Annotated in this window: 11 protein-coding genes; 7 read left to right on the top strand and 4 right to left on the bottom strand. The window is 70.6% G+C overall.

Going from position 1 to position 13465, the window contains the following annotated elements; genetic code table 11:
• Positions 1–112 precede the first annotated feature (112 nt).
• Positions 113–1372, top strand: a complete 1260-nt coding sequence (locus OP04_RS10230; protein ID WP_033339287.1) for an FAD-binding oxidoreductase — start codon at positions 113–115, stop codon at positions 1370–1372.
• 364 nt (positions 1373–1736) lie between these two features.
• Here OP04_RS10230 and OP04_RS10225 read toward each other — a convergent pair whose 3' ends face one another.
• Positions 1737–3776: a SpoIIE family protein phosphatase gene (locus OP04_RS10225; RefSeq protein WP_033339286.1), complete on the bottom strand. Its 2040-nt coding sequence runs from the start codon at positions 3774–3776 to the stop codon at positions 1737–1739.
• A 151-nt stretch (positions 3777–3927) separates the two neighbouring features.
• On the opposite strand from OP04_RS10225, the gene OP04_RS10220 reads away from it, so the two are divergent.
• Together OP04_RS10220 and OP04_RS10215 are read left to right on the top strand one after the other, a co-directional pair.
• A complete protein-coding gene (locus tag OP04_RS10220; protein WP_033339285.1) occupies positions 3928–8352 on the top strand; it encodes a HAMP domain-containing protein in 4425 nt (1474 codons plus the stop codon).
• Positions 8352–8906, top strand: coding sequence for a response regulator (locus tag OP04_RS10215; RefSeq protein ID WP_033339284.1), 555 nt, complete (start codon positions 8352–8354; stop codon positions 8904–8906). The genes OP04_RS10220 and OP04_RS10215 overlap by 1 nt, the downstream gene beginning before the upstream one ends.
• A gap of 5 nt (positions 8907–8911) precedes the next feature.
• On the opposite strand, the gene OP04_RS10210 is transcribed toward OP04_RS10215, so the two are convergent.
• The 3 genes from OP04_RS10210 to OP04_RS10200 all read right to left on the bottom strand — a co-directional run bounded on the left by OP04_RS10210 (position 8912) and on the right by OP04_RS10200 (position 9947).
• Positions 8912–9214: a helix-turn-helix domain-containing protein gene (locus OP04_RS10210; RefSeq protein ID WP_033339283.1), complete on the bottom strand. Its 303-nt coding sequence runs from the start codon at positions 9212–9214 to the stop codon at positions 8912–8914.
• A complete protein-coding gene (locus OP04_RS10205; protein ID WP_033339282.1) occupies positions 9211–9564 on the bottom strand; it encodes a type II toxin-antitoxin system RelE/ParE family toxin in 354 nt (117 codons plus the stop codon). Before OP04_RS10205 ends, OP04_RS10210 begins: the two co-directional genes overlap by 4 nt.
• Before the next feature lie 62 nt (positions 9565–9626).
• Positions 9627–9947 (bottom strand): STAS domain-containing protein, encoded by a 321-nt coding sequence (locus OP04_RS10200; RefSeq protein ID WP_033339281.1) that lies wholly within the window; start codon positions 9945–9947, stop codon positions 9627–9629.
• Between the two features lie 140 nt (positions 9948–10087).
• Between OP04_RS10200 and hemL the strand changes: the two genes are divergently transcribed.
• From hemL to OP04_RS10180, 4 genes are read left to right on the top strand one after another with little or no spacing between them, the layout of a single operon-like run.
• Complete coding sequence (gene hemL / locus OP04_RS10195) at positions 10088–11407, top strand: glutamate-1-semialdehyde 2,1-aminomutase (protein ID WP_033339280.1); 1320 nt, start codon at positions 10088–10090, stop codon at positions 11405–11407.
• A gap of 3 nt (positions 11408–11410) precedes the next feature.
• Complete coding sequence (locus OP04_RS10190) at positions 11411–12064, top strand: histidine phosphatase family protein (RefSeq protein ID WP_033339279.1); 654 nt, start codon at positions 11411–11413, stop codon at positions 12062–12064.
• Positions 12064–12636 (top strand): TlpA family protein disulfide reductase, encoded by a 573-nt coding sequence (locus OP04_RS10185; RefSeq protein WP_051797397.1) that lies wholly within the window; start codon positions 12064–12066, stop codon positions 12634–12636. Before OP04_RS10190 ends, OP04_RS10185 begins: the two co-directional genes overlap by 1 nt.
• Positions 12629–13423, top strand: coding sequence for a cytochrome c biogenesis CcdA family protein (locus tag OP04_RS10180; protein ID WP_033339278.1), 795 nt, complete (start codon positions 12629–12631; stop codon positions 13421–13423). Before OP04_RS10185 ends, OP04_RS10180 begins: the two co-directional genes overlap by 8 nt.
• Positions 13424–13465: the final 42 nt, after the last annotated feature.

The raw sequence follows: 13465 nt of genomic DNA, 5'->3' as shown, positions 1-13465 counted from the left end.
CCACGTTACCGGCCGTTTCCGGGCGTGCCCCGGACCGCGCACCAGGCTCTTGTGGAATGTCGTTCGAACATGTGTACGATAAGCCGCGGTTGCCGACGGGTGGGGGAAGATCATGGGAGCGAGCACCGGTGACGCCGTGCTGCGTCGCCTGATGGAGATCTGCGGCCCGCAGTTCGCCCGCGCCGGCGGCCCGGCCGACGCGGTCGCGGGCACGGAGCCGCGCTGGGTCGCGGCCCCGCCGCACGCGGAGGCCGCCGGCCACGTGCTGAGCCAGGCCGCGCGGGACGGGCTCTCCGTCGTCGCGCGCGGCGCCGGTTCGAAGATCGACTGGGGCGTACCCCCGGCCGGCCTGGATCTTGTCCTGGACATCGGCCGGCTGGCCGGCGTCCGTCGCCACGCGGACCCCGGCCTGCTGGTCGAGGTCGGCGCCGGCACCCCGCTGCGCGCGGTCCAGACCGTGCTGGCCGGCGTCGAGCGCCGCATCGCGGTCGACCCGCCGTCCGAGGGCCCGACGATCGGCGGCGTCCTCGCCGCCGACGAGACCGGCCCGCTCCGGCACCGCTGGGGCTCCCCGCGCGAGCAGGTGATCAGCATCCGCTGCGTCACGCTCGACGGCGAGTTCCTGGAGCTCACCGGCGATGCGCTGCGTGCGTTCGGCGACGCCGGCGGTTTCCCCGGCGCGTTCGGTCACGCCGGACTGCTCGGTGGTTACCCGCGCCGTCCGGCCCGCCTCGCCGGCTGCGCCGACCCGCTGCCGGGCATCATCACCGCTGCCACGCTGCGGGTGCTGCCCCGGCCCGGCGCCAGGCTCTGGGTCTCCCGCACCGTCACCAGCCCGCTGGAGGCCCGCGACCTGGTGCTCGGCATCCGCGCCTCGTCCGCGCACCCGGACGCGGTCGAGATCGACCTGCCCGCCGGTCGACCGGCCGGGGTTCCCCGTCAGCGCGGCACGCGGGACACCGCGGGCACGCTCTCCATCCTGCTGGAAGGCGATCCGGCACCGGTCGGGCTGCGGTCCGCGGTCCTGGTCGAGCTGCTCGGCGGCGATGCCGCGGCCTCGGGTGCGCCGCCGCACTGGTGGGGGCGCACGCCGTTCGACACCGGCGAGGTCGGTCTGCGCATCGACGTGCCGCCGGCGGATCTGCACGCGGCGGTGTATGCGTTGCGCGACGCGGTCGGCGCCCCGGTGCCGGTCCGCGGCCGGGCCGGCGTCGGCGTCATCCACGCCGCGCTGCCGGCCACGCTGACCCCCGCCCGCGTCTCGGCCGTCCTCGACGCGCTCCGCGGCATCCTCCTGGCCCGCGACGGCTCCTGCATCGTGCTCACCGCCCCGGCCCCGGTCCGCGCGGTCGTCAACCCCTGCGGCCCGTGAGGGTGGCCGGCCGAAAGCCCGGTTCGGCTGCGTGCGCGGAGCCGAAGACCTAGCAGTCTTCCGGCGCCGGATCCGTGTGCAGGCGACCGTCGGGCGCTCCGCGCGCCGGATCCGGTTGCAGGCGACCATCGGGCGCTCCGCGTGTCGGATCCGGTTACAGGCGGCCACCGGGCATTCCGCGCCCGAAATTTCATGAAATAGCGTTCAGCCGCAGAGCCACGGCCGACGCGGGCGATTGAAGGCCGGCACACGGGAGCAGCCCCGGGCTGGGGTTGGGCTCAGCCACCCACGGAACCGCCGGCCCGCGGGAGCGAACGGGCCGGACCACGGCGGAAGTGGGAAAATCCAGATCTTGATCTGGATTTCAGGGCTCGTTGCGCAGCACGAGGATCGCGATGTCGTCGCGGGGCGGGTCTATCGAGAAGCCGATCGCGGTCGTCTTCAGGCGGGCCGCGACCACGTCCGCGCTGTAGCCGGCCAGCGGTCCCGCGGCCGCGCGCAGCCGTTCCGGGCCGAAGAGCTCGCGGCCGCGGCGGCGTTCCGTGACGCCGTCCGTGTAGAAGACCAGCGCGTCGCCGGGGGCGATCCGCAGGTCGGTGGCGGGGGAGGCGATCGCGTCGATCAGGCCGAGCGCGGTGCCGCCGGTGCCGACGAACGTGGCCCGCCCGTCCGCGCCGATGAGGACCGGACGGTCGTGTCCGGCCAGGTAGAGCGTGGTGTCGAGCTTGCCGTCGCCGTTCTTGCCGACCGCGGCGAGCGCGAGCGTGCAGTAGCGCCCGCCGCCGCGCTCCACCAGCGTGTCGTTGAGCCGCGCCAGCACCTCCGGCAGCGGCTTGCCGTCGCGGGCCAGCACGCGGATGACGTCGCGGACCAGGCCGGTGACGGCCGCGGCCTGGACGCCCTTGCCGGACACGTCGCCGACCACGACCAGCCAGCGGCCGTCCGGCAGCGGCGTGACGTCGTAGAAGTCGCCGCCGACCTCGGTGTCGGAGCCGGTCGGCACGTACTCCGCGGCCAGCCCGATGCCGGGCACGACCGGCAGCACCGGTGGCAGCAGCGACTGCTGGAGCGTGCGGGCGACGCGTCGCCGTTCGTCGTGGATGCGCGCGTTGTCGATGGCGAGGCCGGCGCGGCGGGCCACGTCCTCCAGCACCGCGACCTCGTCCGGGTCGTGGCGCTGGCGCGTGTGGCGGCCGATCGCGAGCGTGCCGAGCGCCTGGCCGCGCGCGATGAGCGGGAGCGCGATGCCGTCCGTGGGCGCGCCGAGCGGGGCCTGGCTGCCGGTGCGCGACACCTCGCGCAGCCGGGCGAGCGCGGAGTCCGGCCCGCTCTCCTTGAGCGCGGCGTGCAGCTGCGGGAGCGCGGACTCGTCCGCGTGGATCGCGGTGGCCAGTTCGAGGCGGCCCCACTCGTCCGTGGTGTGGACCGCGCACCACTGGCCGAGGCGCGGCACGACCAGCTGCGGGATCAGCGCCATGGTCAGCTCGACGTCCAGCGACTGGGCGAGCAGCTCGCTGGCCTCGGCGAGGAACGTGAGCCAGGTCTGCCGGCGCAGGTCGGCGCGGCGGAGCCGATCGTTTTCCAGGTGCAGCGAGAGGCGCTCGGCGACGAGCGTGGCGAGCGGCGCGGCGTAGCCGGACGGGGCCGCGTCCAGTTCGAGCTCGCCTTTGTACGGCCGGTGCACGGCGAGCGGCACGCGCACGGTGGGCGAGTCGGGTCGCGGCGCACGGCCGTAGCGGGCGAGCTGCTGCTGGCCACCGCCGTCGCCACGGTCGAGGCGGACGACGCCGCCGGCCGCGCCGACCAGCTCGCAGACGCGCGCGAGCAGGTCGGTGGCGAAGTCGCCGAGCGCATCCTCGCCGTACGGATCCGGTGCGGACTGCAGCAGCGTGGTGAGCGCCTTCGCGCTCGGTGCGGCGCCGGTCTCCGGCGGCCCGATCTCCGGAAGCCGCTCCTCGGCGAACCCCTTGCGGTCGAGGCGGAACCAGACGCCCTTGCCGTGCCGCAGGTGGGTGGTGCCCCAGCGGCTGGAGAAGTGGTCGACGAGCAGCAGACCGCGCCCGCGCTCGGACACTTCCGAAATATCAGTTTCCTCGGTACGCGGACGCGCGGTCAGCGTCTCCAGCTTCCCGGCCGCGAAGTCGGTGACCGTGACGGTGAGGCCGTGACCGTCCGCAACGACCTCTATCTCCAGCTCGGTCCGCGCGTGCACGACCGCGTTCGTGGAGAGCTCCGTGGTCAGCAGCAGGGCCTCGTTGAGCAGCTCGTCCAGGCCGCCCTCGCCGAGAACCGCGCGCACGACGGCCCTGGCCGCGGCCGGTGTCCGCCGGTCCGCGGGCAGCCTTACCCGCCGCACGTGCTCCTGGCGGACCTGGTCCGGCCCGCCACTGGCCTCGGCTGACACGCTTGCATCCTCCACTGAAAGGGTGGCCCTCTCCAAGCCGGACGCTCGCACCTGATGGGTGAAAGGCGCAATGATGACATGGTCGACCGCGCGCTCGGCGTGGTAAGACGCCCGGAACATCCCTAATCCGCGAGCTTGCGAGGACCATTCCATGACTACGGCGAAACAGACCCGCGCTGCCGCAGTCGCGGCCGAACCTGTGAGCACTCTCACGCACCCGTCCGAGGAGACCGCGTTCCTGGCCGAGCTGGCGGATGCGCTCCGCGACGTACGGATGGGTGATCTGAAGGTCCGCCTGCCCCGGCGCAGCGGGCTGTCCGGGGAGGTCGCCGACGCGTTCAACGACGTGGTCTCGCTCCAGGAGCGGCAGAACCTGGACGTTCGCCGGATCAGCCGAATCGTGGGCCGGGACGGTCAGCTCGCGGAACGCCTGGACGACGAGGCGTACGAGGGCGACTGGGCCAAGTGGGCGCGTGCGATCAACTCGCTGATCGACGACCTGGGCCGCCCGACCACGGAGATCGCCCGCGTGATCGTGGCCGTGGCCGAGGGCGACCTGTCGCAGCACATGGCGCTGGAGATGGACGGCCGCCCGCTGCGCGGCGAGTTCCTCCGCATCGGCCGCACGGTGAACACGATGGTCGACCAGCTGTCGTCGTTCGCGGACGAGGTCACGCGCGTGGCCCGCGAGGTCGGCACCGAGGGCAAGCTGGGCGGCCAGGCGGACGTGCGCGGCGTCTCCGGCACCTGGAAGGACCTCACCGACTCGGTGAACACCATGGCGTCGAACCTGACGCACCAGGTGCGGTCGATCTCGGACGTGGCCGGCGCGATGGCGCGCGGCGACCTGTCGCAGAAGATCACCGTCTCCGCCAAGGGCGAGGTCGCGGACCTGGCCTCCACCATGAACGGTGTGACGGACACGCTCCGGCTCTTCGCCGAGCAGGTCACCAGGGTCGCCAGGGAAGTGGGTACGGAGGGGAAGCTCGGCGGCCAGGCCGAGGTGCCGAACGTGGCCGGCACCTGGAAGGACCTCACCGACTCGGTGAACTCGATGGCCTCCAACCTGACCGCGCAGGTCCGCAACATCGCCCAGGTCTCGACCGCGGTGGCGAACGGCGACCTGTCCCAGAAGATCACCGTGCAGGCCCAGGGTGAGATCCTGGAGCTGAAGGACACGGTCAACACGATGGTGGATCAACTCTCAAGCTTTGCCGACGAGGTCACGCGGGTGGCCCGCGAGGTGGGCATCGAGGGCAAGCTCGGCGGTCAGGCGCAGGTCCGCGGCCTGGCCGGCACCTGGCGCGACCTCACGGAGAACGTGAACCAGCTGGCCGGCAACCTGACCTCCCAGGTCCGCAACATCTCCCAGGTCTCCACCGCTGTCGCGAAAGGCGACTTGTCGCAGAAAATCACCGTTGATGCGCGCGGCGAGATCCTGGAGCTGAAGAACACCGTCAACACGATGGTCGACCAGCTCTCGTCGTTTGCCGACGAGGTCACGCGGGTGGCCCGTGAGGTGGGCACCGAGGGCAAGCTCGGCGGTCAGGCCCAGGTCAAGGGCGTGAGTGGCACCTGGCGCGACCTGACCGACAACGTGAACTCGATGGCCTCCAACCTCACCGCCCAGGTCCGCAACATCGCGTCCGTCACCACGGCCGTGGCCAAGGGCGACCTCGGACAGAAGATCACGGTCGACGCCCGCGGCGAGATCCTGGAGCTGAAGTCCACGGTCAACACGATGGTGGACCAGCTGAGCAGCTTCGCCGACGAGGTCACGCGAGTGGCCCGTGAGGTGGGCACGGAGGGCAAGCTCGGCGGTCAGGCCCAGGTCCGTGGCGTGGCCGGCACCTGGCGCGACCTGACCGACAACGTGAACTTCATGGCCTCCAACCTGACGTCCCAGGTCCGCAACATCTCTCAGGTCTCGACCGCGGTGGCCCGGGGCGACCTGTCGCAGAAGATCACGGTCGACGCGCAGGGCGAGATCCTGGAGCTGAAGTCCACCGTGAACACCATGGTCGACCAGCTGTCGTCCTTCGCGGACGAGGTCACGCGGGTGGCCCGCGAGGTGGGCACGGAGGGCAAGCTCGGCGGTCAGGCGCAGGTCAAGGGCGTTTCCGGCACCTGGCGCGACCTGACCGACAACGTGAACTCGATGGCCTCCAACCTCACCTCACAGGTACGGAACATCGCCTCCGTCACCACGGCCGTCGCCCGCGGCGATCTGTCGCAGAAGATCACCGTCGACGCGCAGGGCGAGATCCTGGAGCTGAAGTCCACCGTCAACACCATGGTCGACCAGCTCTCGTCCTTCGCTGAGGAGATCACCCGCGTCGGCCGGGAGGTCGGCATCGAGGGCAAGCTCGGCGGTCAGGCCCGGGTGCGCGGCGTGGCCGGCACCTGGCGCGACCTCACGGAGAACGTCAACCAGCTCGCCTCCGCGCTCACCACCCAGCTCCGCGCGATCGCGCAGGTGTCCACGGCCGTGACCCGCGGCGACCTGTCGCAACGGATCGCGGTCGAGGCGATGGGCGAGATCGCGGAGCTGAAGGACAACATCAACCAGATGGTGATGACGCTCCGCGACACCACGAAGAAGAACGCGGAGCAGGGCTGGCTCGACTCGAACCTCGCGCGCATCGGCGGCCTGCTCCAGGGCCAGCGGGACATCAGCGAGGTCTGCCGCATGATCATGCACGAGGTGACGCCGCTGGTGGAGGGCCACGTCGGCGCGTTCTTCATGATCGACCACGGCGACTCGAACCACAACGACGCAGCCACCCGGCTGCGGCTCATCGCCTCCTACGGCTACGTGGCCCGGGACAACGAGGTCACGTTCGCACCCGGTGAGGGGCTGGTCGGCCAGGCCGCGATCTCCCGCGAGATGATCCGGGTCGGCGCGGCCGCGGACCAGCGGCTGGTCATCCGGTCCGGCATCGCGCAGACGCCGCCCGCGGACCTGGTCATCACGCCGGTGATCTTCGAGGGCGAGCTGCTCGGCGTGATCGAGTTCGCGGCGGTGAGCCCGTTCTCCGAGCTGCACCTGTCGTTCCTGAAGCGCCTGGTCGGCACGATCGGCGTCGCGCTCAACACGATCCAGGCGAACCGGCGTACCGAGCAGCTGCTGGCCCAGTCGCAGCGGCTCGCGCACGAGATGCAGGAACAGTCCGCGGAGCTGCAGCGTACGAACGCGGAGCTGGAGGACAAGGCCAAGCTGCTGTCCGAGCAGAAGGGCAACATCGAGACGAAGAACCGCGAGATCGAGATGGCGCGGATCGGGCTCGAGGAGAAGGCGCAGCAGCTGTCCCGGGCGTCCGCCTACAAGTCGGAGTTCCTGGCGAACATGAGCCACGAACTGCGTACCCCGTTGAACTCGCTCCTGCTCCTGGCTCGTCTGCTCGCGGACAACTCGGAGGAGAACCTGACCGCGAAGCAGATCGAATTCGCCCGGACCATCCACAGCGCGGGCTCGGATCTGCTGTCCCTGATCGACGACATCCTGGACGTCTCCAAGATCGAAGCCGGCCGGATGGACGTGGAGGCCACCGCGCTGGCGCTGGACGAGGTGTGCGGCTACGTCGAGCAGGCGTTCAAGCCGCAGGCCGAGGAGAAGGGGCTGGACTTCTCGGTCGCGCTCGCCGACGACCTGCCCATGTCGATCATCACGGACGCGCAGCGGCTCCAGCAGATCCTCCGCAACCTGATCTCGAACGCGGTGAAGTTCACCGAGGCGGGCGCCGTCAACCTGGACATCGGATACGCCCCGGCCGAGCTGCGGTTCGAGGTGCCGACGCTGGTGGCGGCGGACCGGGTGATCGCGTTCTCCGTGACGGACACCGGCATCGGCATCTCCGACGACAAACTGTCGCTGATCTTCGAGGCGTTCCAGCAGGCGGACGGCACGACCAGCCGCAAGTTCGGCGGCACCGGCCTCGGCCTGTCGATCAGCCGCGGCTTCGCCAATTTGCTCGGCGGCCTGATCACGGTCTCGTCCGCGCCCGGCCACGGCTCCACGTTCACGCTCTACGTGCCGGACGTGCTGGTCCCGGACTCGGTCGTCCCCGCGCCGCCGCCGCAGCAGCCGGTCCAGACGCTCCCGGCCGGCCCGGTACTGACGCCCATGCCGATGCTCACCATGCCGATCGAGGAGGAACGCGGCAACCAGCCCGGCAGCCGCCAGCTCGACGGCGCCACCGTGCTCATCATCGACGACGACGTGCGCAACGTGTTCGCGCTGACCAGCGCGCTGGAGCTGCACGGCATGACCGTGCTGTACTCGGACAACGGCGCTGACGGCGTCCGGCTGCTGGCCGAACACCCGGAGGTCGACATCGTCCTGATGGACGCGATGATGCCGGACCAGGACGGGTACGAGACCACCCGCAGCATCCGCCGCAATCACCGCTTCGCCGAGCTGCCGGTCGTGTTCCTCACGGCCAAGGCCATGCCCGGCGACCGCGAGTCCGCGATCGCGGCCGGGGCCAGCGACTACATCACGAAGCCGGTCGACCTGGACGAGCTGATCTCACTCATGGCAGCCTGGGTCAACGGCACCGGTCGGGAGATCAACTGATGACGGACGTGGCGAGAGCGCTACTGGTGGACGACCGCCGGGAGAACCTGCTGGCCCTGGAGGCGATCCTGCAGGGCATCGCGGTGCATCCGGTGGCCGTGGAGAGCGGCGAGGCCGCACTGAAACAGCTCATGATGGACGACTTCGCGGTGATCCTGCTGGACGCGCAGATGCCCGACATGGACGGTTTCGAGACGGCCGCACACATCAAGCGGCGCGAGCGTACCCGCCACGTCCCGATCATCTTCCTCACCGCCGCCGACCGCGACTCCCACCTGGCCGTCCGCGGCTACTCGGTCGGTGCGGTCGACTACCTGACCAAGCCGCTGGACCCGTGGGTGCTGCGCGCCAAGGTCTCCGTCTTCGTCGACCTCTGGTCCAAGAACCGCCAGCTCCAGATGCAGGCCGAAACGGTCCGCGAGCGCGAGTCCCAGTGGTCCGCCATGACCGAGGCCGTCGACGAGTCCCTCTCCGTCCTCCGCGACGCCACCTCCGACCCCGAGGCCGTCACCCGCGCCGTCCGCATCCTCGAAAAGGCCCGCTGGGGCAGCTAGGGAGTTCAGGCCGCGGCCTCGGGTCGCGGCCTGAACCCGATGGTGAGGTCGACACCGAGAGCCCGCGCGAGGCGTTCCAGGATCGGGATCGTCGGCACGGTGCCGCCCGCTTCGAACCGTGCGACCGCCGACTGCGTCATTCCCGATTCCCTGGCCAGCTGACTCTGACTCCAGCCGCGCGCCTGCCGCAGGTCGCGTACCGACTTGCCCAGCTCATAGGCCAGGCGAGTGGCTTCGTACGCCTCGGCCGCCCCTGGCTCCGCCATCCGCCGGTCGCGGATCTCGCTCCACTTGGTGTGCTCGTTCATCCGAGTTCCCCCTCATCGACGGTGTGGTTCTCGTCCACGCAGCGGGTGAGCGCCCTGCGTGCGCGCTCGACTTCCCGTTCCTCGCGGAAACGGGTCTTGTGGAAGACGGTCAGCAGGATGATGCGCCGTCCGGTCGCGATCCAATATGTAATTCGGATCGCATCTCGATCAAGGTGAAACCGTAACTCCCGCAGCTTCCGGTCCAGCTGCTTGGTGTACGGCTCATCCAGCAGCGGTCCTCTCTCCGCAAGCAGCTCTATGTAGAAGGTCGCCTTGGCGAAGTGTTCCGTGGACAGCTTCTCCAGCCATTCGCTGACCTCTGGTTCCTGCTCGATGCTACCCCAAGCCATAGCGCAGATGCTATAAGTTGGAGCGTGATCGCACCGTCCCGCGGACGGGTGAACTTAATCGATCAGGCTTGGATCATCAGGGCGGAGCGCAGGCCGGTGATGTCGAGGACGCGGAGGAGGAAGTCGCCGACGTTCGTCAGGATCAGCACGCTCTGGGCGAACGAGGCCTTCCGGGACAGCACGACCAGCGTGCCCAGGCCCTGGGAGTCGCAGAACGTGATGCCGCCCATGTCCAGGATGATGCGCGGTGGCGGGTCCGTGACCATCTCATTTACTATGCTCGATAGTCGACCGACCGTGAGCATGTCGATCTCCCCGGCGAGCTTGAGCACGACCTCGCCGGGGGTCCGCTGTACCGCGATGGACAGCTCAGGACGCTCCACGCGGTCAGACTATCGCGATCTGCGCTCGCTAGCCTGTTGAGAAACCCGTCCGGGGTGTCGACGATGCCCGGTGACACGGACAACTCCTGGTCAGGGGTGGTTGCCCGGGTTGCGCCGGGCGCTGACAGAATGGGCGAACCGTGAGCGACTCACACATTGCCGAGACGGCCGAGGCTCCGGCCTCCCAGGCCCTGTTCGACCGTGCCAAGGCCATCGTGCCGGGCGGGGTCAACTCCCCCGTGCGCGCGTTCCGGGCGGTCGGCGGCACGCCGCGCTTCATGGTCCGCGGCGAGGGCCCGTGGATGTGGGACGCGGACGGCCGGCGTTACGTCGACCTGGTCTGCTCCTGGGGGCCGCTGCTGCTCGGTCACGCGCACCCCGAGGTGGTCGCCGCGGTGCAGGCCGCGGCCGCGAAGGGCACCAGCTTCGGCACGCCGACGCCGGGTGAGGTCGAGCTGGCCGAGGAGATGGTCGCGCGCACCGGCGTGGGCGCCATTCGCCTGGTCAACTCCGGCACCGAGGCCACGATGTCCGCGATCCGGCTGGCCCGCGGCTTCACCGGCCGCTCGAAGATCGTCAAGTTCGCGGGCTGCTACCACGGCCACGTCGACGCGTTGCTGGCCGCGGCCGGCTCCGGCGTCGCCACGCTCGCGCTGCCCGACTCGCCCGGCGTGACCGGGGCGTCCGCCGCCGAGACGATCGTGGTCCCCTACAACGACATTGAAGCCGTCGAGGCAGCTTTCACGAAAAATCCGGATATCGCGGCCATCATCACGGAGGCGGCGCCGGGCAACATGGGCGTGATCGCGCCGAAGAGCGGCTTCAACCGAAAACTCGCGGAGATCGCCCGCAAGAACGGCGCGCTGCTGATCGTCGACGAGGTGATGACCGGCTTCCGGTTGTCCCGCAACGGCTGGACCGGCCTCGACCCGGTCGACGCCGACCTGTTCACCTACGGCAAGGTGATGGGCGGTGGCCTGCCCGCTGCCGCGTTCGGCGGTCGCGCCGACGTGATGGCGAAGCTCGCCCCGGCCGGCCCGGTCTACCAGGCCGGCACGCTCTCCGGAAACCCGCTCGCGTGCGCGGCCGGCCTGACCACGCTGCGCCTCGCGGACGACAAGCTCTACGAGAAGCTGGACGCGACCGCGGCCACCATCGGTGGCCTGGCCACCGAGGCGCTGTCGGACGCGGGCGTGCCGCACCGGCTCTCCACGGCCGGCAGCATGTTCTCGATCTTCTTCACCGACGCGGAGGTCACCGACTACGCGTCCGCGAAGACGCAGGACGGCGACGCGTTCAAGGCGTTCTTCCACGAGATGCTCGCGCTCGGCGTGTACCTGCCGCCCAGCGCGTTCGAGTCGTGGTTCGTCTCGGGCGCGATCGACGACGAGGCACTGGAGATCATCGCTGCGGCGCTCCCGCGGGCGGCACGGGCCGCCGCGGCGAGCCGGAGGGGGTAAGGCGTGACGAGCAGCAAGACCGTCGTGCACGTGCTGCGGCACGGAGAGGTGCACAACCCGGCAAAGATCCTGTACGGCCGGCTTCCCGGCTACCACCTGTCCGAGCTGGGCGTCCAGATGGCGAAGGCGGCCGCGCAGGCCGTCGCGGAGCGGGACATCACGCACGTCGTGGCCAGTCCGCTGGAGCGTGCGCAGCAGACGGCCGAGCCGATCGCCGGCCAGTTCGGACTGCCGATCGCGGTCGACGACCGGCTGATCGAGAGCGCGAACTGGTTCGAGGGCAAGCGCGTCTCGGTCGGCGACGGCTCGCTGCGTGACCCGCGCAACTGGTGGGTGATGCGCGACCCGGTGACGCCGTCCTGGGGCGAGGCGTACACGGTTATCGCGAAGCGGATGTACGCCGCGCTGGAGGCGGCCCGGGTCGAGGCCGAGGGCCACGAGGCGCTCTGCGTCTCGCACCAGCTGCCGATCTGGACGCTGCGCAACCACGTGGAGCGTAAGCGGCTCTGGCACGACCCGCGCAAGCGCCAGTGCGGCCTGGCCAGCCTCACCTCGTTCCACTTCGAGGGCGCCAAGATCGTCGGTGTGATGTACTCCGAGCCCGCCGCGCACCTGATCGCGATGTCGCCCACGGCCCGGACCGCCAAGGGCGCCTGATGCCGCTCACCCGCGCCAAGGCCGTTGCGGCGGGCGTCGCTCTCCTGGTCGCCGGCGCGGTGGCGGGCACCCTGCTCGCCGGCCGCGGCGACTGGGCGGACTCCTGTGCCACCGGCGACAACGGCGTGATCGCGTGCGCGGCCGGCGAGCGCCCGGACGCGCCCGTGGTCGCCGGTGAGCTGCTGGACGGCACGGCGTACGACCTGACCTCGGCCCGTGGCAAGATCGTCGTGGTCAACTTCTGGGGTTCCTGGTGCTCGCCGTGCCGCGCCGAGGCCAAGGAGCTGGAGCAGACCTACCAGGCCACCAAGTCGACCGGCGTCGACTTCCTGGGCATCAACAACCGCGACGACCGGGATGCCGCGATCCAGTTCGAGAAGGGCCGGGTCACGTACCCCAGCCTCTTCGACCCGGCGAACCGGCTCGGTCTGGACTTCGACATCCCGCCGGGCGCCACGCCGTCCACCGTCGTCCTGGACCGGGAGGGCCGGATCGCGCTGGTCATCCGCAGGTCCGTGCTGGCCAGCGAGCTGACGCCGCTGGTGCAGAAGGTGGCCGCGGAGAATGGGTGAGACGTTCGCGAACACCGCCTCCAGCGGCCCGCTCGCGCTCGCGGTGCTGGCCTCCGCGCTGGCCGGCCTGGTCAGTTTCCTCTCCCCGTGCGTGCTCCCGCTGGTCCCGGGCTACCTGTCGTTCATCACGGGCCTGACCGGCGCGGACCTCGAAACCCCCGGCAGCGGCACGACGGCGACCCAGACAAAGATCAAGACCGCCGCGAGGGTACGGGGACGCGTCGTCCTCGGCACGCTGTTGTTCATCGGCGGCTTCACCACGGTGTTCACGCTCAGCGCCGTGCTGGTCGCCCAGGCCGGGACCGTCATGCGCGAGCACCAGCGCGCACTGGAGATCGGCGCCGGCGTGCTGATCATCGTGCTCGGCCTGGCGTTCATGGGCCTGATCCCCGGCATGCAGCGCGAGTTCCGGATCAACAAGCTGCCGGACGCCGGCCTGATCGGCGCACCGATCTTCGGAGCCGTCTTCGCGCTGTCCTGGACGCCGTGCATCGGCCCGACGCTCGGTGCCGTGATGGCGCTGGCGCTGGCCAGCGGCGAGTCCGGCCGTGCCGCCGTGCTCGGCGTCTCGTACGGCCTCGGGCTCGGCGTACCCTTCCTGATCTTCGGTCTGGGTTTCCGGCACCTGCTCGGTCTGTTCAAGGCCGTGCGGCGCAACAGCCGCTGGGTGACCCGGATCGGCGGCAGCCTGCTGGTCCTGGTCGGTCTCGCGCTGGTCACCGGCGCGTGGAACCACTTCCTCATCTGGCTGCTGACCAACGTGGGCGTCGGAGACGTGCTGCTGTGACAAGACCATGGGCGCTGCTGCGGAACTCGTGGCGGCAGCTGA

Origin of the sequence: Catenuloplanes japonicus, assembly GCF_000717135.1 — a bacterium.
Taxonomy (GTDB): Bacteria; Actinomycetota; Actinomycetes; order Mycobacteriales; family Micromonosporaceae; genus Catenuloplanes; species Catenuloplanes japonicus.
Note: the sequence above shows the minus strand (reverse complement) of the source record. Positions and strands in the feature narration are given on the sequence as shown.

What these genes read in the sequence shown, in the direction of transcription:
- OP04_RS10230 (WP_033339287.1), top strand. Translation starts at nt 113, where the DNA reads ATGGGAGCGAGCACCGGTGACGCCGTGCTGCGTCGCCTGATGGAGATC.
- OP04_RS10220 (WP_033339285.1), top strand. Translation starts at nt 3,928, where the DNA reads ATGACTACGGCGAAACAGACCCGCGCTGCCGCAGTCGCGGCCGAACCT.
- OP04_RS10215 (WP_033339284.1), top strand. Translation starts at nt 8,352, where the DNA reads ATGACGGACGTGGCGAGAGCGCTACTGGTGGACGACCGCCGGGAGAAC.
- OP04_RS10210 (WP_033339283.1), bottom strand. Translation starts at nt 9,214, where the DNA reads ATGAACGAGCACACCAAGTGGAGCGAGATCCGCGACCGGCGGATGGCG.
- OP04_RS10205 (WP_033339282.1), bottom strand. Translation starts at nt 9,564, where the DNA reads ATGGCTTGGGGTAGCATCGAGCAGGAACCAGAGGTCAGCGAATGGCTG.
- OP04_RS10185 (WP_051797397.1), top strand. Translation starts at nt 12,064, where the DNA reads ATGCCGCTCACCCGCGCCAAGGCCGTTGCGGCGGGCGTCGCTCTCCTG.
- OP04_RS10180 (WP_033339278.1), top strand. Translation starts at nt 12,629, where the DNA reads ATGGGTGAGACGTTCGCGAACACCGCCTCCAGCGGCCCGCTCGCGCTC.